The organism is Tistlia consotensis USBA 355 (assembly GCF_900177295.1).
In the GTDB taxonomy this organism is placed as follows: Bacteria; Pseudomonadota; Alphaproteobacteria; order Kiloniellales; family DSM-21159; genus Tistlia; species Tistlia consotensis.
The window spans coordinates 1-23730 of sequence record NZ_FWZX01000052.1; the positions used below are offsets into that span (position 1 = coordinate 1).

24 protein-coding genes are annotated in these 23730 nt (G+C 67.3%); 16 read left to right on the forward strand and 8 right to left on the reverse strand.

What is annotated here, in order from left to right; all coding sequences use genetic code 11:
- The 6 genes from B9O00_RS31245 to B9O00_RS31270 all read left to right on the forward strand — a co-directional run.
- Nucleotides 1–205, forward strand: a 205-nt coding sequence (locus tag B9O00_RS31245; RefSeq protein WP_143596429.1) for a transposase, incomplete at its 5' end; no start/stop codon positions are given.
- Between the two features lie 243 nt (nucleotides 206–448).
- Nucleotides 449–1462, forward strand: a complete 1014-nt coding sequence (locus B9O00_RS31250) for a sulfate ABC transporter substrate-binding protein (RefSeq protein WP_085127231.1) — start codon at nucleotides 449–451, stop codon at nucleotides 1460–1462.
- Between the two features lie 3 nt (nucleotides 1463–1465).
- A complete protein-coding gene (cysT, locus tag B9O00_RS31255; protein WP_268810798.1) occupies nucleotides 1466–2326 on the forward strand; it encodes a sulfate ABC transporter permease subunit CysT in 861 nt (286 codons plus the stop codon).
- On the forward strand, nucleotides 2316–3197 hold the full coding sequence (gene cysW / locus B9O00_RS31260; RefSeq protein WP_085127233.1) for a sulfate ABC transporter permease subunit CysW: 882 nt from the start codon (nucleotides 2316–2318) through the stop codon (nucleotides 3195–3197). The genes cysT and cysW overlap by 11 nt, the downstream gene beginning before the upstream one ends.
- 17 nt (nucleotides 3198–3214) lie before the next feature.
- Entirely contained in the window at nucleotides 3215–4342 is a 1128-nt protein-coding gene (locus tag B9O00_RS31265) for a sulfate/molybdate ABC transporter ATP-binding protein (RefSeq protein ID WP_085127236.1), read from the forward strand.
- A 75-nt stretch (nucleotides 4343–4417) separates the two neighbouring features.
- Nucleotides 4418–6190 carry an SLC13 family permease gene (locus B9O00_RS31270; protein ID WP_085127238.1) on the forward strand — a complete coding sequence of 591 codons (1773 nt, stop codon included), beginning with the start codon at nucleotides 4418–4420 and terminating at the stop codon, nucleotides 6188–6190.
- 62 nt (nucleotides 6191–6252) lie between these two features.
- On the opposite strand, the gene B9O00_RS31275 is transcribed toward B9O00_RS31270, so the two are convergent.
- Complete coding sequence (locus B9O00_RS31275; protein WP_322111235.1) at nucleotides 6253–7017, reverse strand: recombinase family protein; 765 nt, start codon at nucleotides 7015–7017, stop codon at nucleotides 6253–6255.
- An 882-nt stretch (nucleotides 7018–7899) separates the two neighbouring features.
- On the opposite strand from B9O00_RS31275, the gene B9O00_RS31280 reads away from it, so the two are divergent.
- Nucleotides 7900–9489 carry an ABC transporter substrate-binding protein gene (locus tag B9O00_RS31280; RefSeq protein ID WP_085127240.1) on the forward strand — a complete coding sequence of 530 codons (1590 nt, stop codon included), beginning with the start codon at nucleotides 7900–7902 and terminating at the stop codon, nucleotides 9487–9489.
- 333 nt (nucleotides 9490–9822) lie between these two features.
- On the forward strand, nucleotides 9823–10326 hold the full coding sequence (locus B9O00_RS32890) for a DsrE family protein (RefSeq protein ID WP_143596430.1): 504 nt from the start codon (nucleotides 9823–9825) through the stop codon (nucleotides 10324–10326).
- A 45-nt stretch (nucleotides 10327–10371) separates the two neighbouring features.
- Here the strand turns inward: B9O00_RS32890 and B9O00_RS31290 are convergent, their stop codons facing one another.
- From B9O00_RS31290 to B9O00_RS31300, 3 genes are all read right to left on the reverse strand, one after another.
- Nucleotides 10372–11085, reverse strand: a complete 714-nt coding sequence (locus tag B9O00_RS31290) for a cytochrome P460 family protein (protein ID WP_085127244.1) — start codon at nucleotides 11083–11085, stop codon at nucleotides 10372–10374.
- 116 nt (nucleotides 11086–11201) lie between these two features.
- The gene (locus B9O00_RS31295; protein ID WP_085127247.1) at nucleotides 11202–13163 is read right to left on the reverse strand and encodes a glycoside hydrolase family 15 protein; all 1962 of its coding nucleotides are present in this window, start codon (nucleotides 13161–13163) and stop codon (nucleotides 11202–11204) included.
- Nucleotides 13164–13211: 48 nt separating this feature from the next.
- Entirely contained in the window at nucleotides 13212–14462 is a 1251-nt protein-coding gene (locus tag B9O00_RS31300) for a DUF3179 domain-containing protein (RefSeq protein WP_235017239.1), read from the reverse strand.
- Between the two features lie 511 nt (nucleotides 14463–14973).
- Between B9O00_RS31300 and B9O00_RS31305 the strand changes: the two genes are divergently transcribed.
- The 6 genes from B9O00_RS31305 to B9O00_RS31330 all read left to right on the forward strand — a co-directional run bounded on the left by B9O00_RS31305 (nucleotide 14974) and on the right by B9O00_RS31330 (nucleotide 18609).
- Nucleotides 14974–15195 (forward strand): hypothetical protein, encoded by a 222-nt coding sequence (locus B9O00_RS31305; protein ID WP_085127252.1) that lies wholly within the window; start codon nucleotides 14974–14976, stop codon nucleotides 15193–15195.
- A 195-nt stretch (nucleotides 15196–15390) separates the two neighbouring features.
- The gene (locus tag B9O00_RS31310) at nucleotides 15391–15870 is read left to right on the forward strand and encodes a DUF6789 family protein (RefSeq protein ID WP_085127254.1); all 480 of its coding nucleotides are present in this window, start codon (nucleotides 15391–15393) and stop codon (nucleotides 15868–15870) included.
- Nucleotides 15871–15879: 9 nt separating this feature from the next.
- The gene (locus B9O00_RS31315) at nucleotides 15880–16548 is read left to right on the forward strand and encodes an ATP-binding cassette domain-containing protein (protein WP_085127256.1); all 669 of its coding nucleotides are present in this window, start codon (nucleotides 15880–15882) and stop codon (nucleotides 16546–16548) included.
- A 43-nt stretch (nucleotides 16549–16591) separates the two neighbouring features.
- Nucleotides 16592–17173, forward strand: a complete 582-nt coding sequence (locus tag B9O00_RS31320) for a TetR/AcrR family transcriptional regulator (RefSeq protein ID WP_159460389.1) — start codon at nucleotides 16592–16594, stop codon at nucleotides 17171–17173.
- A gap of 68 nt (nucleotides 17174–17241) precedes the next feature.
- Nucleotides 17242–17817 carry a carboxymuconolactone decarboxylase family protein gene (locus tag B9O00_RS31325; protein WP_085127260.1) on the forward strand — a complete coding sequence of 192 codons (576 nt, stop codon included), beginning with the start codon at nucleotides 17242–17244 and terminating at the stop codon, nucleotides 17815–17817.
- 84 nt (nucleotides 17818–17901) lie between these two features.
- Nucleotides 17902–18609: a haloacid dehalogenase type II gene (locus B9O00_RS31330; RefSeq protein ID WP_179244006.1), complete on the forward strand. Its 708-nt coding sequence runs from the start codon at nucleotides 17902–17904 to the stop codon at nucleotides 18607–18609.
- A 176-nt stretch (nucleotides 18610–18785) separates the two neighbouring features.
- Here B9O00_RS31330 and B9O00_RS34365 read toward each other — a convergent pair whose 3' ends face one another.
- The 4 genes from B9O00_RS34365 to B9O00_RS31350 form a co-directional block, all read right to left on the reverse strand.
- A complete protein-coding gene (locus B9O00_RS34365) occupies nucleotides 18786–20690 on the reverse strand; it encodes an NTP transferase domain-containing protein (protein WP_085127262.1) in 1905 nt (634 codons plus the stop codon).
- 246 nt (nucleotides 20691–20936) lie between these two features.
- Entirely contained in the window at nucleotides 20937–21221 is a 285-nt protein-coding gene (gene nrtS / locus B9O00_RS31340; RefSeq protein WP_179244011.1) for a nitrate/nitrite transporter NrtS, read from the reverse strand.
- A gap of 88 nt (nucleotides 21222–21309) precedes the next feature.
- Nucleotides 21310–21981, reverse strand: coding sequence for an NrsF family protein (locus B9O00_RS31345; protein WP_200808724.1), 672 nt, complete (start codon nucleotides 21979–21981; stop codon nucleotides 21310–21312).
- Nucleotides 21978–22547, reverse strand: coding sequence for a sigma-70 family RNA polymerase sigma factor (locus tag B9O00_RS31350; protein ID WP_085127264.1), 570 nt, complete (start codon nucleotides 22545–22547; stop codon nucleotides 21978–21980). The genes B9O00_RS31345 and B9O00_RS31350 overlap by 4 nt, the downstream gene beginning before the upstream one ends.
- A gap of 175 nt (nucleotides 22548–22722) precedes the next feature.
- On the opposite strand from B9O00_RS31350, the gene B9O00_RS31355 reads away from it, so the two are divergent.
- Together B9O00_RS31355 and B9O00_RS31360 are read left to right on the forward strand one after the other, a co-directional pair.
- The gene (locus B9O00_RS31355; RefSeq protein ID WP_085127266.1) at nucleotides 22723–22989 is read left to right on the forward strand and encodes a hypothetical protein; all 267 of its coding nucleotides are present in this window, start codon (nucleotides 22723–22725) and stop codon (nucleotides 22987–22989) included.
- Nucleotides 22990–23154: 165 nt separating this feature from the next.
- Nucleotides 23155–23730, forward strand: a 576-nt coding sequence (locus B9O00_RS31360) for a porin (protein WP_143596431.1), incomplete at its 3' end; no start/stop codon positions are given.

Consider the following 23730-nt stretch of genomic DNA (forward strand, 5'->3'; position numbering starts at 1 on the left):
CGACGGGCGCACGACCCGCCACCCCGGCTATGCCGTCAGCCAGCGCCTGCGCAAGCGCATCGAGGAGGCGTTCGGCTGGATCAAGACCACCGGCGGCCTGCGCAAGACCCGCCACCGCGGCCTCGCGCGCGTCGGCTGGATGTTCACCCTGAGCGTCGCCGCCTACAACCTGGTGAGGCTGCCCAAGCTGCTCGCCGTGACCTGATCGGGCCAGGACTCCGTCCGAAGCAGGCCGAAACGGCAGAAAACGACCGCAAAACCGCGGCAACAGCCCAAGTCCGCCTCGCCGAGAGCTCCGACTCGAGCCCGCCGGCGCGACGAAGCGCCTCTATTTCCGCACCCTGCTAGCGCCGGCATCCCGGTGGCCGCGGCCTGTGGCAGGAGCTGCCTTCGTTGACTTAAGCGACCTAGTAGATAGACTTTACAGAAGCGAGAGAGGAGCTTGGCAATGTCACCACAGCGTGGACTTCTCGCCCTCGGGGCGCTGCTCGTCGGCCTTGGCGGCTTCCAGCCGACGCAGGCCGAGACGACCCTGCTGAACGTCTCCTACGACCCGACCCGTGAGCTCTACAAGGAGTTCAACCAGGCCTTCGCCGAGCACTGGAAGGCCGAGACCGGCGAATCAGTGACCATCCGGATGTCGCACGGCGGCTCCGGCAAGCAGGCGCGCTCGGTGATCGACGGCCTGCCCGCCGACGTCGTGACGCTGGCGCTCGAAGCCGACATCAACGCCATCGCCGAGAAGACCGGCAAGATCCCGACGGACTGGCGCGGCCGGCTGCCGAACAACAACGCGCCCTACACCTCCACGATCGTCTTCCTGGTGCGCAGGGGCAATCCCAAGGGCATCAAGGACTGGGGCGACCTGATCCGCGACGACGTCCAGGTCGTCACGCCGAACCCCAAGACCTCCGGCGGCGCGCGCTGGAACTTCCTCGCCGCCTGGGCCTGGGCCAAGCAGCAGTTCGGCGGCGACGAGCAGAAGATCCGCGAGTATGTAGCGACGCTCTACAAGCACGTGCCCGTGCTTGACACCGGTGCCCGCGGCTCGACCACCACCTTCGTGCAGCGGGGCATCGGCGATGTGCTGCTGGCCTGGGAGAACGAGGCCTTCCTCGCCCTGGAGGAGCTGGGGCCCGACAAGTTCGAGATCGTCGTGCCATCGATCTCGATCAAGGCCGAGCCGCCGGTCGCCCTGGTCGACGGCAACGTCGACGGCAAGGGTACGCGCAAGGTCGCAGAGGCCTACCTCCAGTACCTCTACACGGCGACCGGCCAGCGCCTCGCCGCCAAGCACTACTACCGGCCCTTCAAGCCGGAGCTCGCCGACCCCGAAGATCTCAAGCGCTTCCCCGACCTCGAGCTCGTGACCGTCGACCAGTTCGGCGGCTGGGCGAAGGCGCAGCCGCGGTTCTTCGGCGACGGCGGCGTCTTCGACCAGATCTACCAGCCGGGAGGCTGAGTCGTGCCCGCCGTCCCCGCGTTCGGTCGGCGGCACTTCAGGAGGCCGAGCGTGATCCCGGGCTTCGGGATGACGCTCGGCTTCGCGCTGACCTACCTCGCGCTGATCGTGCTGATTCCCCTGGCCGGCCTCCTCTGGCGCTCCGCGGCGCTAGGCTGGAGCGACTTCTGGCGGCTGGCGTTCGACCCGCGGACGCTGCATGCCCTCGAGGTCAGCTTCGGCGCGGCGCTCCTCGCGGCCTGCATCAACGTCCTCTTCGGCGTGCCGGTCGCCTGGGTGCTGACCCGCTACCGCTTCCCCGGCCGCCGCGTGCTCGACGCCATGGTCGACCTGCCCTTCGCCCTGCCGACGGCCGTCGCCGGCATCTCCCTCGCCGCGCTCTATGCGCCGAACGGCTGGATCGGGAGCCTGCTCGCGCCGCTCGGCATCAAGGTCGCCTTCACGCCGCTCGGAATCGTGGTGGCGCTGATCTTCATCGGGCTGCCTTTCGTGGTGCGCACGCTCCAGCCGGTCGTCGCCGAGATCGACCGCGAGATCGAGGAAGCAGCGGCGACCCTCGGCGCCTCTCGCCGGCAGACCCTGGCGCGCGTGATCCTGCCAAGTCTCACGCCCGCGATCCTCACCGGCTTCGCGCTGGCGCTCGCACGGGCGGTCGGCGAATACGGCTCGGTCATCTTCATCGCCGGCAACATCCCCTTCGTCTCGGAGATCGCGCCGTTGCTGATCGTGATCCGCCTGGAAGAGTTCAACTATGCGGGCGCAACGGCCGTCGCCGCCATCATGCTGGCGATCTCTTTCGCCATGCTCCTGGCCATCAACCTGATCCAGGCCTGGAGCCGGCGGAGGTTCGGTCATGGCAGCTGAAGTCGCTTCCGTCGAGCGAGCGGCCGCCATCGCTCGCGTCCGCGCCGCCACGACCGAGAGTCGCGGCGGGCGCCTGGCCCTGATCGCGGTCGCGGTTGCCTTCCTCGCCCTCTTCCTGCTGCTGCCGCTCGCCGCGGTCTTCACCGAGGCGCTGCGCCAGGGCCTCGGCGCCTATCTCGCCGCCCTCGCCGAGCCCGATGCCTTGGCCGCGATCCGGCTGACCCTCATCGTCGCCGCGATCGCCGTACCGCTCAACCTGCTGTTCGGTCTCGCGGCGGCCTGGGCGATCGCCAAGTTCGAGTTTCCCGGCAAGGCCCTGCTGACGACCCTCATCGACCTGCCCTTCTCGGTCTCTCCGGTGATCTCGGGCCTGATCTACGTGCTGCTGTTCGGCGCCGGCAGCGCTCTCGGGCCGTGGCTTCAGCGCCACGGCGTCGAGATCCTCTTCGCGACGCCGGGGATCGTGCTGGCCACGCTCTTCGTGACCTTCCCCTTCGTCGCCCGCGAGCTGATCCCGCTGATGCAGGAGCAAGGTACGACCGACGAGGAAGCGGCGCTGTCGCTCGGCGCCAGCGGTTGGCAGACCTTCCTGCGTGTCACCCTGCCGAACGTGAAATGGGGCCTACTCTACGGCGTGCTGCTCTGCAATGCCCGGGCCATGGGCGAGTTCGGCGCTGTCTCCGTCGTCTCCGGACACATCCGGGGGCTGACCGACACCATGCCGCTGCACGTCGAGATCCTCTACAACGAGTACAACTTCGTCGCGGCCTTCGCCGTCGCCTCCCTGCTCGCCCTGCTCGCCCTGCTGACCCTCGTCCTGAAGGCGCTCCTGGAGCTGCGCTTCGACGGCCGGTCGGGCGCGGGGCACTGACCGGAAAGGACCGGGCTATGGACGTCAGCATCCTCGACGTCAGGAAGGATTTCGACCGCTTCCCCGCGCTCCACGGCGTGTCGCTGGAGATCCGCTCGGGCGAGCTGGTGGCGCTGCTCGGGCCCTCCGGCTCCGGCAAGACGACGCTGCTGAGGCTGATCGCGGGACTCGAGTTCCCGACCGAGGGCTGCATCCGCTTCGGCGAGGACGACGCCTCGACGCGCTCGGTCCAGGAGCGCAACGTCGGCTTCGTCTTCCAGAGCTATGCGCTGTTCCGGCACATGACGGTGCTCGACAACATCGCCTTCGGCCTGCGCGTCCGCCCGCGCGCGTCGCGCCCTCCGCGCCGCGCGATCCGGGCGCGTGCCCTCGAGCTGCTCGACCTGGTGCAGCTTCCCGGCCTCGAGGGGCGCTTTCCCTCGCAGCTCTCCGGCGGCCAGCGCCAGCGCGTGGCGCTCGCCCGGGCGCTCGCGATCGAGCCGCGCATCCTGCTGCTCGACGAGCCCTTCGGCGCGCTCGACGCCAAGGTGCGCAAGGAGCTCAGGCGTTGGCTGCGCGACCTGCACGACAGCACCGGCCATACCACGGTCTTCGTCACCCATGACCAGGAGGAGGCCCTGGAGCTTGCCGACCGCGTCGTGGTGATGAGCCAGGGGCGGATCGAGCAGGTCGGCACGCCGGACGAGATCTACGACGCACCCAACTCGCCCTTCGTCTACGGCTTCATCGGAGAATCCAGTGCCCTGCCCGTCGAGGTCGATGACGGCGAGGTGCGCACGGCGGACCGCCCGACCGGTCTGCGGGTCGAAGGCCTCGAGGGGCCGGCGACGTTGTTCTTCCGGCCGCGTGACGTGGACATCGTCGAAGGCGCGGGCCCGTCGATCGCCGGTGTCGCCGTCGCGGTGCGGCGGCGCGAGGACGGCCGGCGGGTCGAGCTCGAGGTCGGCCCTGCCCGGCACCGCGTCGAGGTCGAGCTGCCCCTCGGCCGCCGGGTCGTCACCGGCGAACGGCTCGGCCTGCGGCCCCGGCGCTGGAAGCTCTTCTCGGCCGACGACCCTGCGCGCAGCGTCGACTGGGCGACGGCGGGCGCTGGCGCCGCTGCAGCTGCGGCCGGCCCGCTGCCGCTCGCTCTCGAAAGGCAATAGCCCGGCTCGCGGCCGCCCCGCCCCCGTGCGAGACTGCACGGCAGACCGCCTGACCGCCCGAGAAAGAGTTCGCCCTTGAGCCTGGACACCGCCGGATCCCTGACCTTCGACCAGGGCGCCATCCTGCTCCTGCTGGCGGTCCTGATGGCCGTCTTCGCGCTCGACCGCTTCCGGATCGAGCTGGTCGCGCTTGCCGGGCTGGCCGCTGGCTTCGCGCTCGGCCTAGCGCCCGCGGCCGGCGTCTTCTCGGGCTTCTCCAATCCGGCTGTGGTGACCGTCGCGGAGATCCTGCTGGTCATCCAGGCCCTCGCCCGCTCGCGGATCGTCGAGCACCTCTCGACACAGGTCACGCGGCTGGTGAAGGGCGAAGGCGCCGCCCTTGCCTTCCTCTGTGGGGTCGCCGGCGCACTCTCCGTGTTCATGAACAACGTCGGCGCCCTGGCCCTGGTCCTTCCGGTCGCGATCTCGCTGAGCGGCCGCCTCGGCATCCCGATCCGCCGCACGCTCATGCCGGTCTCCTTCGCGACCCTGCTGGGTGGCCTCTGCTCGCTGATCGGCACCCCTGCCAATCTCGTCGTCAACCAGGCGCGGGTCGAGCTGCTCGGGCGCCCCTTCGCCTTCTTCGACCTGGCCTACGTCGGCATCCCGGTTGCCGTGCTCGGCATCCTGTTCCTGATCGCCTGGGCACCGCGTCAGTTCCGCTTCTGGGCGCCCGGCGAGCCGCGCGAGCAGGGCATCCGGCAGCGCCGGCTGGTGACGGAAGTCCGGATCCCGCGCCCCTCGCCCTTCCCGGGCCAGGAGGTTTCGGCGCTCGAAGCCGCGCTGGATGCGCGGGTCTTCGCGCTCGTCCGGGACGGCAGGCACGTCTTCGGCCGGCTCGGCGAGCAGAGGTTGGAGCCGGCGGACGTCCTGGTCCTCGAGCTGCCGACCGACACGCTCGAGGACGCCCGCGCAGCGGAGACGCTCGAACTTGCCACAGTCGATGGTCCAGCCGTGGCGAACAGCGCTACGGTCGACGTCGTGCTCATGCCCCAGAGCATCTTCGTCGGCTCGCGGGTCGGTACGCTGCATCCGCTGGCCACGCGCGGAGTCACGGTCGCCGGTGTCGTGCCGCAGCGCAGCCGCGTCGAGGGCCGGCTCGCCGACCTCCAGCTCGGAATCGGCGACGTGCTGGTGCTGAGCGGGCCGGAAAAGGCGATCGAGGAGGTGCTCGATGAGGCCGACCTCTTGCGGCTCTCCTCCCGGCCGGCCGCCGCACCGAAGGAGCATTCCCTCGTCGCGGTCGCGATCTTCGCGCTCGGCGTGCTGCTGGCCGCCTTCTCGATCTTCCCGCCGCAGATCGCCTTCGGCTTCGCGGTACTGGCGCTGTCGGCGACCGGCTCGCTGCGCCTGCGCGAGGCGCTGCAGAACCTCAACTGGCCGATCCTGGTCATGCTGGCGGCGATGATACCGCTCGGCGTCGCCGTGGAGACGACGGGGGCGGCGCGCGTGCTCTCCCAGCTGCTGCTCGAGCTGGTGCCGGGACGCGAGCCGGTGCTGGTCCTCGGCTGCGTGTTGCTGGTCGCGGTCGCGCTGACACCCTTCGTCAACAACGTCTCGACGGCGGTCATCCTCAGCCCGATCGCCGTCGAGGTCGCGCGCGGCGCCAGCCTGCCTGCCGGCCCCTTCCTGATCGCCGTGGCGCTCGGCGCCTCGCTCGACTTCCTGACGCCCTTCGGCCACCACAACAACACGCTGGTCATGGGCATGGCCGGCTACCGCTTCGTCGATTTCCCGCGCCTCGGCGGTCCGCTGCTGCTCGTCACCTTCGCCGCCGGCCTGCTCGGCATATGGCTCGTCTGGCTGTAGCGCCGGCCTCAGGGGCCACTCTCGAATATCCGCTCTCCTCGTCTCCGCGGCCCATTCGCCGATCAGCCGGCCGGTGCCAGCAGCCCTCTGGCTTGCGCACGTTGGAGGAGCGCCCGGACGGTCGACGGGTGCCAGCTGGTTCGCCCTCGCGGAGTCGGCTCCCGCATCGCCTCAAGGCGTCGGCACATCGCTTCGAGGGTCATCTCCGGGTTGGCTTCACGCATGCCGGCGATCACCACCAGCAGGCGGTCGTCGGCCGGGCCACCAGTGGCGGGACCAAGGAGTCCGGGCTCGGCCAAGCCGTCACGGACGAACCGCTTCACCGCGGTCTTCAGGCGGTAGTCGGTCCATGGCTTCCCGTCGGCAGGAATCCGAGCATTGAGCGCCCGGACGACATCCTGCCAGGGATACTGGGGTCGCAGGCCGCGCACGACCTGCAGCCAGGTGTCGGCTGCCATGTTGATCCGCTCGAAGTAGGCCTCGTCGCGCTGTCGGGCGAGTTGCCGGATGGCCTCGGGGTCCCGGGCGCGGAGACGCGGATTGCCTCCTACCCTGCCCTGCGTCCGGGCAACCGCCAGGCCCGCCCTGGTCCGCTCGTGGTTCAACGCCCGCTCGAGCTCGGCCGCGGCCCCCAGGACCTGCAGCGTGAACTTGCCCTGCGGGCTTGCCGTGTCGATCGGGTCGGAGAGGCTCCTGAAGTGCACCCCGCGGGTCTCAAGCCCTTCGAGCAGCCACAGCAGGTGGCTGAGCGAGCGCCCCAGGCGGTCGAGCCGCACGACCACCAGGATGTCACCTGGGGCGACCGCTCTGAGCGCCTGTCTGAGCACGGGGCGCTCCGGATCGCCACCCGAGGCATGCTCCTCGAAGATGCGCGCATACGGCCGCACGCAGCGCGTCGAGCTGTGACCGCAGCGTCTGCTCCTCGGTGCCGACCCGCGCGTAACCGATCTGCGCCACGGCCTTCTCCGCGACTTTTCGGGCGAACGGTACCGGATTTTCGAGCATGCAGGCAGTGAGAAAACAAGCGTTTGAAAACCTCTGCACGCGCACGTGCCGCAGTGGGAGGTGCCTGCCGCCCTCCGCCGCAACCGCAGGAATCCACGCGCGGCGCCAGGCTGCGAGGCGGTCGGCCCTTCTACGCATCAAAGGGTCAGGTTCTACGGATTTAGGGGGATTCTGCGGGCGCGCGCGGCACCTCGTTCTACGGTCCAAGAGCAGCGGGCGGCGCTGCGAGCCTCGGATTCTACGAATTTCGGGGATTCCGACACCGGAAGCCTCGCTGCCGAGGAGCTGCACGCTCTCCCCTCCCTGCCGGCTGGATCCGACGCGTCATGCTGGGCAAGTCGGTCGAGGCTGTCGCTCGTCAGATCTTGGGACGCTGGTGCGCCATCGGCCGCTCGAAACGTTCCGCTCGCTCCTGAGCGACTCGCCGATCGAGCGAGGGTGCGGCAGGGCGGGACACTGCCGAGGTCGCCGAGACAGTCGCGCTTCGCGCCGAGCAGCAGATCGCGCCGGAGCGGATGCGCGGCCATAGGAGAATGAATGGCCTCATCTGTAACCTTTCGAGATCCCGCGACGAAGTCGTCAGCCAGGGGCCCTCGTTTCGGCTGCAGGAAGATATCCCGGTCGGCAGTGGCAGTGGTTCCGGCGGGGTCCGACGGGTGACGGCGGTCGAAAAGGTCACGAGAGCAGGGAGCTATCGGACTGAGATGGACGAGATCAGCCGTCTAATCGACTTGGCCGAGTCCGGCCTGGTCGACCGCAGGGGTTTCATGACCGGCGCGCTCGCGCTGGGCGTGACCGTCGGTGCGGCCTCGACCCTGTGGAGCAGGACCGCGCGGGCTGCGGCAAAGAAAGGCGGCCATTTCCGCCTTGCGGTCGCCAGCGGCTCGACCTCGGACACGCTTGACTCGGCGACCTTCGACAGCACCTTTAACCAGGTACTCGGCTACGGCACGCTGCGCAACGCGCTGACCGAGATCAAGGCCGACGGCACTGTCGGCCCCGAGCTGGCCGAGAGCTGGGAGGCCGAGCCTGACGCCACGATCTGGGTGTTCACCCTGCGTAAGGGCGTCACCTTCCACAGCGGCAAGACGGTTACGACCGAAGACGGCATTGCCTCGATGCACCATCACACCGGCAAGGACTCACACTCGGCGGCCAAGCCGCTGTTCTCCGCGGTCGAATCGATTAGCGCCGACGGCCCTGACAAGGTGGTCTTCAAGCTGAAGGCCGGGAACGCCGACTTCTCCTACTACATGTCGGACTACCACCTGTGCATCCTGCCCTCGAAGGACGGCAAAGTCGACGCGACCTCGGGCGACGGCACCGGCGGCTACGTGCTGGAGCACTTCGAACCGGGCGTGCGCGCCACGGCCAAGCACAATCCGAACTACTTCAAGGGCGACCGCGCCCACTTCGATTCGGTCGAACTGCTGTCGGTCACCGACCCGGCGGCGCGCACCAACGCGATTTCGACCGGCGAGATCGACGTCATGGAGCGCGTCGACCTGAAGACGGTGAACCTGATGAAGCGCCGGCCCGGCATCGAGGTCATCGTGACCGACGGCCTGCAGCACTACACCATGCCGATGATTACGAAGGACAAACCGTTCGACAACAACGACGTGCGGCTGGCCCTGAAGTACGCGGTCGACCGCAACGAGCTGCTGAAGAAGGTGCTGCGCGGCTTCGGCCGCGTCGGCAACGACGAGCCGCTGGCCCCGGCCAACCGCTTCTACGCCGCGGACATCCCGCAGCGCCACTACGACCCCGACAAGGCCAAGTTCCACCTGAAGAAGGCCGGCATGAGCAACCTCAAGGTCCAGCTCAGCGCCGCCGACGCGGCCTTCGCCGGTGCCGTCGAGGCGGCCGAGCTCTACCAGGCACAGGCCCGCGCCTGCGGCATCGACGTCCGGATCGTGCGCGAGCCGAACGACGGCTACTGGTCCAACGTCTGGCTGAAGAAGCCCTTCTGCATGGTCTACTGGGGCGGCCGTCCGACCGCCGACCAGATGTTCACCACGGTCTACTCGGCCGGCGCGCCCTGGAACGACGCCTACTGGATCGACAAGCGCTTCAACGAGCTGCTGGTCGAAGCCCGCGGCCTGCTCGACGAGAAGAAGCGCGCCGAGATCTATCGCGAGATGCAGCTGATCGTGCGCGACAAGGGCGGGACCATCATTCCGCTGTTCGCCAGCTACGTCGACGCTGCGACCGACAAGATCGGCCACGGCGACATCGCCGGCAACTACGCGCTTGACGGACTGAAGATCACCGAGCGCTGGTGGTTCGCCTGAGTCATCCAGCGCACGACGAGGCTCGGCTCGGCGGCGCCCCGTCCGCTTGGATAGGTGGTCTCCGGTTCGCGGATCTCGAGCCTCCGATCCTGAGGACAGGCGCGTGCCGTTGCAGAACGTCAATCCAAGCGGGAGTGGCGACTTCACAGCCGAATTCGCTAAAGCGAGCTCTGTCGGCGACGCCTCGGGGAACCGCGGAGGGCCTCATCAAAGCTGTGGCACAGCGCGAACGCCTAGCAGCGGACCGGCAGTCGGCTCCGACCGCGCAAGATCCCTCTGGACGGCCGACGATCGGCGCGTCGGTGGCGCGTTCAACCAAGGAAGATGCCAAACATGAAGACGTCCAACAGCTCGCATCGGAAGAGATGGCTCGCCATCGCCGTACTGCTCGTTGCCGTGTTGGCGGTTGGCGGAGCTTTCGCGACAGGCGTCCGAATGCCGGCGTTCGATGCTTCGGCAGCGTCACCCGCCGAGCATCGGGTCGTCTTTCAGGTCAATGCGGACAGCCCGGTTCCTATGAAACACGCAGTCTCCAACTCGATTAACCTCGTAAGATACTACAGGAAGATGAATGAACCGGTGCAGGTTGAAATCGTCGCTTATGGCCCTGGCATCACAATGTTTCGATCGGATACCTCGCCGGTGCGCAAAGTACTAAAATACATAAATAGGGAATTCCCCGAAATCAGCTTCACGGTCTGCGGCAACACCAAGTCAATCATCGAGCACCGGGAGGGACACGTGATACCGTTGATCGACGGAACGGAGATCGTTCCTTTCGGCATCGTGCGCCTTGTCCAGTTGCAGGAGGCCGGTTGGTCGTACATCCGTCCATGAGCTGCCTTCAGTTTGCTTCTCGACAACGGTGGCAGAGCGCGTCCGCTACTCTGCGTCCTTTCCAGACAATGGTGGAGGGACGTACAGGCCGTCGCTCTTCGCGCCGGTGACAGCGTGGCAGGTGGCACAGGGCTCGACGAATTCTTCGTTCGGCGTTCCTGTCAGGCCGAGGATCCTGCCGTCTGCGGATATCGCCATGTAGCGCCAGTCGCCGGTCCTGGGGATTGCGCCTCGGCTCATCTTCTCCATCAAGAACAGGGGCCCCGCGAAGATCTCGCCTCCCGGCCTCACGACAAAGCTGTCCTCGATCAACATTGCCCCGGGCGGCAGATGCTCTCCCTGCGCGAGCCTGCCATAGCCTGCCGCGGCCGGATTGGCGTAGACATTCGCGTAGACCTCCCCGTGTCGCGCCGAGCGGAAGGGGGCTGCGTTGAGTCTCTTCCAGCCCGTGTAGGCGTAGACGATCGGGTCGTCCGACTCGGCGTAGCCATCCTGGAGCTGTCGCATGATCCCGCGATAGATCGTCTCGGCTCTGGCGTCACTCAGAGCCGCCAGGGCGTCGAATCCCGAGATCTCCTGCTCCTCGGATATCGCTCCTGCTTTCTCGGGCACCGACACCATGCCGGAGGGGCGCCCCAGCGTCAGCAGCAAGACCAATGCAAAGAAGAGTGTGACGACCGTGACGGCTGCAGCAATTGCCGTCGCGCCACGATGATGCATTATGCTCGAACACCAGCCTGCGACGTCCTGCATCTTCATCACCGTTTTTTCACTTCATTATTCATCTTCAAATGGGGGCGATTCGTCTGTTCTCCCAGACAACTAAGGTCAATCATGCGTGAGCGAACGGCCATGCAAGAGCGCCCGACGCGTGATCAGACGAACTTCGATCGCCTGGACGAGAAGAGGCGGACCCTCCCCGTGCGGCAGAAGGACTCGAGCAAGCCGCGCCAGCCGAAGACGACCCCCGCCGCCTTTCTCGCGCGCTCGGCGTAGCTGCCGCGAACGGCTGCGATGCCATGCTCGGCATAGAGCTGCAGATTGATCGCGCTGCTGATCAGGCCGAGATGGCTGAAAGCCTGAGGGAAATTGCCGAGGAACAGACCGGAGAGCCCCTCGATCTCCTCGGGATAGAGTCCCAGGTCGTTCGCTCGTCGGAGCAACCGGTTGAAGAGATGCTGCGCATCGCCGGCCCGATCGGCCGCGAGCAGCGCGTCGACGAGCCAGAAGCTGCACACGAGGAAACAGCCCTCGTCGCCGCGAAGCCCGTCGCCGGCGACGTAGCGCCGGACCAGATCCCCTTTCCGCAGCGCGGCTTCCACCTTGCACACCGTCTTCGCAAGCAGGTCCGACGCTCCCGGAAAGCCCGCGGTTGCAAGAAGGAGCAGCGCCGCATCCGCGGCATCGTCGTCGTAGGCGCGCTTGAGTGCTCCGTCGGGGCTGCGGCCCAGCCGGAGGATCTCCCCTTCGATGGTCGATCTGAGCGAAAGCCAGTCGGCTCGCTGGCCGCGCAATTCGATCGCCCGGTCGACGGCGACCCAGCACATCAGCTTCGAGTGCACGAAGTGGCGCGCCGCCGAGCGGACCTCCCAGATGCCGAGATCGGGCTCGAGCCACCGCTCTTGGACGACGTCGATCAGGCCTTCGATCATGGCCATGACCTCGCCCGCCGGGCAGCCACCGAGAGCCCGATAGACCAGCGCCGCATCCTGGACATAGCCGTAGACGTCCAGCTGGCGTTGCTCGTAGGCGGCGTTTCCGACGCGCACCGGCCGAGACCCGCGATAGCCCTCCAGATGGTCCAGGGTGCTCTCCGGCAGCTCCGCCTCGCCCTGGATGCCGTACATCAGTCGGACATCGGGATGTGTTGCGCGGCAGCTGCGGTGCAGGAAGGAGAAGAAGCGGCCGGCCTCACCCGAGTATCCGAGGCTGGCCAGCGCGTGCAGCGTGAGGCTGGCGTCGCGCACCCAGGCAAAGCGGTAATCCCAATTCCGCTCGCCTCCCGGCTCCTCGGGCAAAGAGGTCGTCGGCGCGGCGACGATCGCGCCCGTGGGCGCGTAAGTGAGGAGCTTGAGGGTCAGGGCGCTTCTGAGCACGACCTCACGATAAGGCCCCCTGTAGCGGCAGAACGCGCTCCACTCCTCCCAGAAGGCGCGGGTAGTGCTCAGGTAGCGGTCGACCCGATCGTGCCAATCCGGAAGCGGCGAGAGGCTGACCACGAGATGACGGGTCTCGCCGGCTGCCACGTCGACCAGGCCGCTCGCCTCCGCCCGCGACAGGTCGACGGGAAAGTCGGCATAGAAGCTCGGCGCTCCTTCGGCAACGATCGCACCGCCTTCTGCGCGCAGCCTGGCCGGGCGCGCTGCGAAATCGACTGCGGGGCGATAGGCGACGGACAGCCGGACGCGCCCTTCGACGCCTTCGATCCGTCGCACCAGGACCCCGGGAGCCTCGAGGGACACGTAATCGTACGGACCGGCTCTCGGCGCGCGGCCCACCACCATGAAATCGGTGACGATGAGGCTGCCGCTGGCGGCGCGGACACGGGACTGCAGAATGTTCGTGTTCGGCAGATAGGCGCGGCCGGAGAAGGTTCCTTCGCATGGGGAGATCGCCAAGTAGCCGCCGGACCTGCGGTCGAGGATGCGGCAGAACGTTGGCGCGGCATCGAAACGGCCGAAGGTGCCCCAGTCGATGCTGCCGTCGCGCGAGACCAGCGCGAAGCCGTGGCAATCTCCAACGGCTCCATAGTCCGAGATGGGTCGATAGTCGGCGGCGCTGGCGCCGGCGGGGGGGACGGCGGTGGAGCCCGCTTCTGACCAAGTGGATCGCATCATTCGGCTCGAAGCCCTCCGTGCAGATCGTCGACCCGCGCCGGGCGCTCCTTAGCGTGTGTGAATCGGACTTCCAGGATGGAAGGCATGGTAGGCGAAGGCAAAGGTGACGTCGTACGGGATGTCGACGAATCCGCCCCTCATCTGGCGTTGCACCACGACGTTGCCGACATCCCGCCCACCGTCCACGATGGCGGCGTCGAGCGCAGAGCTTTGTCCTGCCGACCAGCGGAGAATGACATCGCCTTGCCGGACCTCCCCTCGCTCTCTCAGCAGCGAGAGCGCGAAGGCCTGATGGTCGCCCGGCTCGACTTCGACTGCCACGACCCTGGCCATCGGCTCTATGCCGTCCGGCATGGAGCCGTCGTAAAGGAACGGCCGCGCGCCTTGTCGGTCGTAGGCGACGTAGGGATTTCGGCCGTAGTTCCTGAGGCCCGGATCGTTCGGCACGAGCACCAGGCCGTCGCCGAAGCGCTTCGCGAAGCGAGCGAAGGATTCGAGACGAGCCGGCAAGAGGCTCAGGCGTGTCCCCGTGAGCGCGCCGACAATCGCCTCTCCGCTGAACTGCTGCCACCAGCTTTCCGTCTGCCGATCGTACATGACGAGATCGGAGTGCCTCAGCTTGCCTGTCGTTCCGAAGTCGAGGAGACCGGAGGCGGTCGAGCGCCTGAAGACGATGGCCGAGTTGCAGAGCGGGCAATAGGTCACGAGGACCGGCACACCGCCGACGACATCGTTGACGATCTCATGCCAGATCAGGATCCGCAGCGGATAGGCACGCGCGTCACGCTCGACGACGAAGGAGACCACCGGCTCGCTTGGAGCGAGCCGAGCGGACCAGCCGGCGGCCCTCCCGTGCTCGAGCCGCTCGAAGCGCGGATGATCGATCGCCGGTATGCCGTCCTTCGGCGGCCCGCCGGATCGGATCTCGTCGAGATCCACGCTATGCTTGGCGAAATCCGTGCGCGGCCACTCGCTGCGCCATCGATCCGGGGATGCCGACGATGCGCCAGGCAGGGCCAGTGCGAAGATCATCACCGCCCCGAGAGAGCCTCTGCGCAGATGGCCTCGCAGCTTCTCCATTGCCTGCTCGCGCTCTTCTTTTCCTTGCGTGCGACAGCTTGTCTCCATGACTTCGCCGGATTGCCGCGAAGAGTTACAGGCGGCCGCGCCGGCAGGGTCTTCGGGAACGGGCGCCGAGGCCGATCGTCGTTGTGCCGTGCCTTCTTGCGCCGGGGGGCATTCCAATGCGCTCCGAGGGGTGGTGACGTCGGCGACAGCCGCGAGCTCGAGACGGTGCATCTGCCCTTGGATGCTCGCCGACGTGCCTTCGGCCGGCTTTGCCGGTCTCGGCGTTGCCGGTCGCGTTTCGGCCTGTCCCGCACCGCAGGTCGAGCCCTGTCCAAGCGTTGAGGCGCGGGGTCCCGCTGGTGGCGGGTGGTGGACCGGCTCCCGCGTCGCGGGCTCATCCATCGGAGGCCGCCGGTCCGCCCGGCCTCGATGGACAGTTCGGCGACCGCTGAGCGGAAGTTAAGTAACAAGTCTGAGCGTCGGGCGTGAACGGCCTTTCCGTGTGGCCGTCAAAATTCGGCGGCCCCATGCAACTTTCTTCGCCCTCTCCCCGAAGTACCGTGAAGATACGGGCGATCTGCCGAGCTCGAGTCCTGGACTTTCGAGACCTGGACCGGCAGCGGAACGCGCTTGACGGCGCGTGGACTTCGAATCATGCGCGCGACGGTGCATCCGGCTTTGCAGCGCGAAGCCTGCACTGACGCCCACGACGAAGCGCCCCGTCCTTCAGGGAGGCTCTCTCATGCTGGACCCGGATACTCTTGATCTTGAGCGGCCCCGGCTCGGACAATACGTCGCCGCGCTCTCCAGGGGCTTCTTCGGCCGTGCGCCGGTGGGCGAAATCCGACGCGCATGCCTCGCCGCGCTGCTCGATCTCGGCCTCACCGACAGCCAGATCGCCGCCTACGTCGCATCGTCTTCGGACGACATCGCCCGGCTCCGTCGTCTCCATGGCCTCCGTTGACCGGCACGAAGCCTCTTTACGGATGCGGTGCTCGACGATCGGACTGCCCGAGTTCGCTCCCGACGAAGCTTCGCGACCGGCGCATCGATCCACGACGGAAATGCGAACTGGTGTCGGCGCGGCCTCGCGCCTCCGAGATCAGAAGACGGCGCGACACATCCCTGCCGACGCGCGACAAGGACAAAGGGACCGACAATGAATGTTTACACACGAGGCATGATCTCTGGCTTCTTCGCCACAGTCGCCTTATCACTACTCATGATGATCAAGTCGAAAATGGGAATGATACCCGAGTTCGACATCATCTCCATGCTGGGCGCGATGGCCGGGCACGTCGTGGGCGTCACCGATTGGAACGTCGGCTGGCTCCTGCATTTCCTGATCGGTACCCTCGTGTGGGGCCCATCCTTCGCGCGGCTGCACGACCGTCTGCCCGGAACCTCATCGATCATGAGAGGCGTGGTGTTCGGCGTGCTGGCATGGCTTCTCATGATGGGGCTGCTGATGCCGATGGCAGGAGCCGGCTTCTTCGGCAGGTCCCTCGGTGTGGTGGCGCCGTCCCTGGCGCTCGTGCTGCATCTGGAGTTCGGCACGGTGCTGGGCCTGGCATATGGCCGCTTGGGTACGTTGCGCCACCTTTCCGCAGGCGGAGTCGGCGTGTCCGGTGTCGACTAGGGCTCGGGCATGCTCTGCCTCGAACACGTCACCGTGAGCCTTCGCCAAGAGCCCCTCGTTGAAGACTTGTGTCTGGCCATCGGGCCGGGAGAGATCGTCACGCTCATGGGGCCGAGCGGGTGCGGCAAGTCGACGCTGCTCGCGTGGATCTGCGGCACGCTCACAGACGACTTCGACGCAAGGGGCCGGATTCGTCTGGCGAGCCATGACCTGACGGCACGGCCACCCGAACAGCGAGGCCTGGGCATGCTGTTCCAGGACGACCTCCTGTTTCCGCATCTTTCGGTCGGCGACAATATCGCCTTCGGAATTCCCCAGGCCGAGCGCGGGCGAAGGAGGCGGCGGACGATCGTCGCGGAAGCGCTGGAGAGCGTCGGGCTCGGCGGCTTCGCCGACAGGGACCCCAGGACGCTCTCAGGGGGGCAACGGCTCCGTGTGTCGTTGTCGCGGGTCCTCGTCTCGGCTCCGCGTGCCCTTCTTCTCGACGAGCCGTTCTCGGCCCTCGACACGGAGCTCAGGGCAGAGATCCGCAGCCTGGTCTTCTCCCGTGCTCGCTCGCAGGGCCTTCCGGTGCTGCTGGTCACGCATGACCCCGAGGACGCACGCGCGGCCGAAGGACCTGTGCTGAGGCCTTGGAAGACCGCAACTTCCGAAAATGCCCTGGACAGTGTGGAATGATCATTCCACACTCGCAGCTGTCATCAGTGAGATTTACGGCGGCATGCCCTGGGAAAAGACCTTCGATGTCCAAGAGACCCTGGAGAAGGCCATGAACGCCTTCTGGGCAAGGGGCTACGAGGCGACGTCGGTGCAGGATCTCGTGGAAAGCACGGGGCTTAATCGCGGCAGTCTCTACGCGACCTATGGCGACAAGCACGCGCTGTTTCTCGCTGCGTTGCGGCGCTACGATCGATGGTTGCGCGAAGAGTTGCTCCAGCGGATCGAGGCCGATCATGGACCTCGCGACGCGGTTCGGCGGCTTCTCCTCCTGTTCAGGGCCGAGACGGCGAGGCCAGGAGGCAGCAGCGGCTGCTTCCTGACGAACACGGCCTTGGAACTGGCCCCGCATGATCCGCAGGTACGCGGCGTCGTTGCCACGGCGCAGACAGCCATGGAGCAATGGTTCGCCCGCATGATCTCCAAGGGCCAGGCAGCCGGGGAGATTCCGGAGCACGTGAGGCCTTCCGAGGCCGCCCGGGGCCTCCTGGCCACCTTGATCGGGCTGGCGGTTCTGGCCCGAAGCCGACCCGAGCCGCCGCTCGTCGACGACATCGTCGAGGACGCGATGCGGCGCCTCGAGTGATGTCTCTTTTTTGCATGTTTGGAACGAACGTTCCAAATGCATGTCCCCCGAAGCCATGGAGAGAGCACATGACAGCCGAGTACCAGCTGAACCTTCCGTTCTGGAGCGTGGAGACCGTAGGTCCCGATGCCAGGGCCGTTCTGGAGAAGGCCAAGGCCCAGGTCGGATTCATCCCCAACATGTATGCCGGCATGGTCAACTCGCCCGGCCTGCTGGAAACCTATCTCGACGGCTACCAGCGCTTCCGCAGCGACTCCGGCTTCACGCCTGCCGAGCAGGAGGTGGTCTTCCTCACGATCAGCCGGGGTAACGGATGCGGCTACTGCATGGCGGCGCACAGCATGATCGCGGATCAGAAGTCGAAGGTGCCACCGGAGGTGACGGAGGCCATTCGGACCGGTCGCCCCGTCCCCGACCACAAGCTGGCCGCCCTGAGCACCTTCACCGAGGTGATGCGCGAGTCTCGCGGTCTGCCCGCCAAGGCCGACGTCCAGGCTTTCCTGGATGCCGGCTATGAGGAGCGGCAGATCCTGGAAATCGTCCTTGCACTGGCCGTCAAGACTCTCAGCAACTACGCCAATCATCTGCTGCACACCCCGCTCGACGAGATGTTCGCGGGGCGCGCGTGGGAAAAGGCGGCCTGAGTCGCCGCTGGCCGGACACTGTGACCATGGCGGCATACCGAGAGCGCGTAGCCGCCATGGTTGCCTCGATCCTGGGAGACCGACGTGAACCAAGTCCGATTCAGGAGCATTGAGGCCTGCGTCTTCGACGCCTACGGCACCCTGCTCGACTTCAACTCGGCGACGCGGCACGCCAGGGACGCGCTGGGAGAGAAGACCGACGCCCTGTCCGAGATCTGGCGGCAGAAGCAGCTCCAGTACACCTGGCTGCGCGCGCTCATGCGCACGCATGCGCCCTTCTGGCAGGTCACCGGAGAGGCACTCGACTACGCTCTCGACGCTCTCGCGATCGGCGACGGCGAGCTGCGTGCCCGGCTGATGCAGCTCTACCTCAGTCTCGATGCCTTTCCGGAGGTGCCGGAGATGCTGCGCGCGCTCAAGGCGGCCGGCATCAAGACGGCGATCCTGACCAACGGATCGCCGGAAATGATCGAGGCGGGCTGCCGAAATGCCGGAATCGACGGATTGCTCGACGCCATCCTCTCCGTCGAGGAGGTCGGCGTCTACAAGCCGGATCCGCGGGTCTATCAGCTTGCCGTAGAACGGCTCCGGGTCCCGAAGGAGCGCATCGCCTTCCAGTCGTCCAACTCCTGGGACGCGGTCGGCGCCGCGATGTTCGGCTTCCGGGTTGCCTGGTGCAACCGCTACGGTCAGGCTCGCGAGCGGCTCCCGGCAGAGCCGGACGTCGAGATCACGTCACTCGCCGAACTGCCAGCCATCGTCGGTGCCGAGCGGGCTGAGTCTTCGCTGTGATCGAGCGGGTCTGCAAGCTGCGGTGGATCGGTACCAACCCGGTGACCGGCTGGCTTGCCGCCCTCCCGCCGCCGACCGACCGCACCGACTGAAGCCGACGGTGCGCGACACGACACTATCCCCAACAGCCTGCCGGGCGGCGGCCGCCCGGACTTGCCGATCCGGCGCCTGCCGGCTCAGCCGGCGGCGCGCAGCTCGTCGGCCGAGGCGTGCTCCTCGGCGAGGCGCACCGCCTCCGGCGTGTCGATGTCGGCCCACCAGCAGCCGGTGACGTCGACTATCGAGGCCAGGCCGCGCGACGCCAGCACCGCGACGCCGTCGGCCAGGCCGTGACGGCCCCCGGCGGCCGCCTCGCTCAGCGCCTCGAAGATCGCCGGCGTGCAGACCATGACGCCGGTGTCGGCGCAGTCCCACTCGCCCACCGTCTTGGCGATCGCCGCGATCCGGCCGTCGCCCGCCTTGACCTTCATGACGCCGTCGAGATCCAGGATCTCCTCCTTGACGAAATCGCAGGCCAGCGCCATGCCGTCCTGCGGCAGCGGGGCCTCGACGAGACGTGCCGGCAGCTCGTCGTCGTAGAGGTGGTCGCACATCGACAGCAGGAAGGGCCCGTCGGCCAGCGCCTCGGCGGCCGCCAGGGTGCTGGCGCCGTTGCCCTTGGCCCAGTCGTCGGCCTGCACGAACTCGATGGCGACGCCGTTGCGCGCCGCGACCGACTGGAAGTGCGGCCGCACGGTCTCGGCCTCGTGGCCGAGCGAGACGACGAAGCGCTCGATCCCGGCCGCGCGGCGCAGCGTGCCGATCACCCGCTCGGCCAGGGTGATGCCCTGGATCGGCGCCAGCGGCTTCGGCAGGGTCGCGTTGGGGAACAGCCGCGAGCCGGTGCCGGCGGCCAGGATCAGGGCGCTGCGCGGCTGCCCGTCCGGGCGCCGCGTGGAGGCGGTCGTGACGATGGCCGGCTTGCCGCCCACCACCTTGTCCCTGGGCAGCTTCGGCGAAGCGCCGCCGATGAAGGCGTTGGTCAGGTCGTGCGCCACGGAATCGCGGACCTGCAGCGGCGGGCTCTTCATGTAGTAGGACGAGGGCGCCTCGAGCGGCCCGCCGATGCCGCGGTCGAGGCCGACCTTGACGCAGCGCAGGGCATCGATGACGACGCCGGCGCTGTTCGGCGAATCCTCGACCGACAGACGCAGCTCGAGCTCCATCGGCACGTCGCCGAAGCCCCGGCCCTCCATGCGGATGAAGGCGACCTTCTTGTCGTTGTGCCAGGGCACGTAGTCCGACGGCCCGATATGGATCGCGGCGTCCTCGAGCCGGCTGTCGAGCTGCGACTGCACCGACTCGGTCTTCGACTTCTTCTTGGACTGCAGGCGGCTGCGCTCGAGCATGTTGAGGAAGTCGGTGTTGCCGCCGACGTTGAGCTGGTAGGTGCGGTCCAGCTTGACGCCGCGGTCGCCGAACAGGCGGGTCAGCGCGCGGTGCGTGATGGTGGCGCCGACCTGGCTCTTGATGTCGTCGCCGACGATCGGCACGCCAGCCTCGCGGAAGCGCGCGGCCCAGGCGGGATCCGAGGCGATGAACACAGGCACGCAGTTGACCATGCCGACCTTGGCGGCGAGGCAGGCCTCGGCGTAGTAGCGCACCGCCTGCTCGGAGCCGACCGGCAGGTAGCAGACCAGCACCTCGGCGCCGGTCTCGCGCAGGCGCCGCGCGACGTCGACCGGCTCGGCCTCGGAGACGCGGAAGGCCTGGTCCTCCGGATAGTCCTCCATGTGCGCCGGCACGCCGTCGAGCACCGGCCCCTTCTCGACCAGCACGTCGGAGACCGGCAGCGCGCGCTGGAACACCTTGGTGCAGTTCGGCCTGGCGAAGATCGCCTGCTCGACCGGCAGGCCGACCTTGCGGCGGTCGACGTCGAAGGCGGCGACGACCTCGACATCGGTCACGCCCCAGCCGTCGATGCTCGGATGCATCAGCCCGGCCAGCGCCTCGGCCGAGTGGTTGCGGTAGTATTCCAGGCCCTGCAGCAGCGAGCTCGCGCAGTTGCCCACTCCCGCGATGGCGATGCGTATCTTCGACAAGGCGTCGACTCCGAGTTGTTGTGATGGCACGACGTAACCGTCGGCGCTCCGCAGCGAGAGCCGGTGCGAGACGCGTGGCGGCCGAAGATCAGGACCTGGGCCCAGACCCCTCGTGAGACGACTTCGCCATGGCCCCAGGAAAGGTTTCGGCGAATCCGCTCTGCGAGATCCTCGGGTGACGGTGACGGCCTGTCGGCAACTCCGTGCACAGGGCCGCCGCTTCGCGGCAACGGGTGCCGGGCCCCTCTACGCCGCGTCGGCGACGCGCGAGCCGGCCGTCGCCCTTTCCGCAGGCCTCTGTTCGGCCACCGCTGCGCTCAGCCGGTACGCGACCGCACCGTATGTAGCAACGCCGTAGGGAACGAGGAAAGTGAGTGCGACCTTCACCAGGTCGATGTCGCCGCCAGCGAGGAGCGCGTCACCTTGATTGATCAGGTTGAGGATGGTGCCGACGACGAGGGCGACGATGGCCGACCGCTTCGGGACCCCATCCGAAAGACACATGCGAAGCACGAGAGGCGTCTTTGACATACTCGACTCTTCCCACCGCAAGTCATTGGCTGGCCAGATTCCTCACAACGGTGAAAAAGCCACCAGTCGCCCAGTAATGGCGAACCAGCTATTCCGCAGCTTCCTGGATTCTCTGATGCCGCCACTTGAAAAGGTAGCGGCCCATGCAGCTGGCGAGCGCCACCAAGACGGCCACGCTTCCGAGCTGCCAAGCCAGGATCATCAGGCGCACGTCCTGCACGTGGAAGAATCGTAGCCCGACGTCGCCGATCGCGGCCGCTGCGAGCACGCCGAGACCGACGGTCGTGCAAGGCGTGAGAGGCGCGCCGCGACGGAGCATGCTGACGAGGAGGCACGCAGGCAGCGCGCCGACGGCCACGATCGCCGGGAAACACATCCAGTCGGGCCGCAGCATCACGTCCTGCAGTCCACTGCCGGTCCAGTCCGGCGCGGAACTCCATGCGACGCTCCCTAGCCAGAGAGCCAGGGGCGCGAGCGGCAGCAGCAGCATCCAGCGACCGCGGCCCGGAATCGTTCCCGAAAGGGCAGCCACGGCGGCCGTGAATGCCGTCGCCAGCGCCGCCAACTGCTCGATCTGGAACTCCGGCCTCGCGAGCACCTCCGTCAGGTCGGGGCGCGGCGACATCATCAGCACCATCACGCCTGCGTAGCAGAGCGCGACGACGAGCCAAAGCATCGCTCGCAGCCAAGGCGACGGCAGGGGGCGAACCGGCGACGCCTGGCCGGCGATCTTGCGGATGACATCGTCCGTCGCGCTCACGTCTCGTCCCTCAGAATGGCCCGAAGGCTCTTGATGCCGCGATGAACCGCCACCTTCAAGGAGGCGATGCTGAGACCGCTTTCGGCGGACGCCTCCTTCAGAGAGAGCTCACGCAGCTTGAGCATCTCCACCGCCTCACGCTGCCCGCGAGGAAGACGCTGCAGGGCTTTCCCCAGCATCTCCCGATCATCGTAGTCGTCCAGAAGCTTGTTCGTATCGGCCGCGGATAAGATTTCAGGGTAGCGCTCGACGGCGACTTCGTTGGCGACCCGCCGACTATAGCGGCGAGCGCCGTCCGCCATGCGATTGCGCGCGATCGCCATGAGCCACGGCAGGAACGGCCGCTCCGGATCATAGCTCGCACGCACCGCATGGAGCGACAGCAGAATGTCCTGCACCAGATCCTCGACATCCTGAGGCTGAAGAAAGCCGCGATTGCTGCGCACGACCCGGCGAAGCAGCGGCGCGACTTCGGTCAGCAGCTGATGGTAGGCCGACTCGCTGCCGCCCTGAGTCTGCCGCATCAGCGCCGCTAGACCGCTATCACGCTCGCCGCTCTGAATCATTGCCCGCCCGTGAACTGGATTTCTTCGTGCCGGGCGAACCGTCCGCTCCGGTTCGCCACGTCGCGTCGGCTGGCACCGAGGACTCCGATGTAACCTTCCGGGCCGAAGGCACGAAATCAACAAATGGTAATCGAATGATCACCGCTAGTTCATGAGAATGATCGGAGAAGCAAGCATGTCCACGCTCAAGAAGACCCTCGCCACCCTGGGCAGCGCGCTCGCTGTGAGCGGCTACGTCGCCATGGCGGCCCTTCCCGCGGCCGCGGGATCGACAAGCCCCTGCGCAGCCAAGGCCGTCAATCCCTGTGGCGCGGCCAAGGTGAACCCCTGCGCGGCCGCCAACCCCTGCGCCGCCGCCAACCCCTGCGCGCCGAAGCAGAACCCCTGCGCGGCGGCCAACCCCTGCGCGGCGAAGCAGAATCCCTGCGCCGCGAAGAACTGAGCCTGTGGGCGGCCCGGCGCCGGGCTGGCCTCGTCGCTCGGGCGACCGGCCTCCCGGCTTCCCCGGGACCGAGCAGAAAACACCCGGGGTGAGTTTTTTCGCACTTTAAATGTGAAAATCGAATCAAGCGCGTCTTGAAACGCGAAGAATGGAAAGGGTTGAGAGATGAGAAGAAGCTTGCTTGCCAGCACGGCGGCAACGGTGGTCGCCGCCAGCGTGGCGGTCGCTGCGCCCGCGCACGCTCAGATCAAGCTGGGCCTCGGCGGCTACATGCAGCAGTACTTCGGCTACGCCAACAGCGACACCAACGTCGGCTCCAGCAGCGACGCCTTCAACGGCTTCGACGTCAAGTCGAACTCCGAGATCTGGTTCGTCGGCTCGACGACCCTCGACAACGGCATCAAGTTCGGCGTCAACATCCAGCTCGAGGGCAACACCAACACCGGCGACCAGATCGACGAGTCCTTCCTCTTCGTCGAGGGCTCGTTCGGCCGCTTCAACATCGGCTCCGAGAACTCGGCCGGCTACCTGATGACCTACGCCGCGCCGGACGTCGGCCTGGGCGTCAACTCGACCTCGGTGCTGACGGGATACATCCCCCAGAGCGGCGGCTTCGCCGGCGCCGGCTTCTTCCGCTCGCCGCTCGGCACGACCTACGTCGAGCTCGACCGCAACAACGATTCCGAGAAGCTGACCTACTTCACGCCGCGCTTCCAGGGCCTGCAGCTCGGCGCCTCCTAC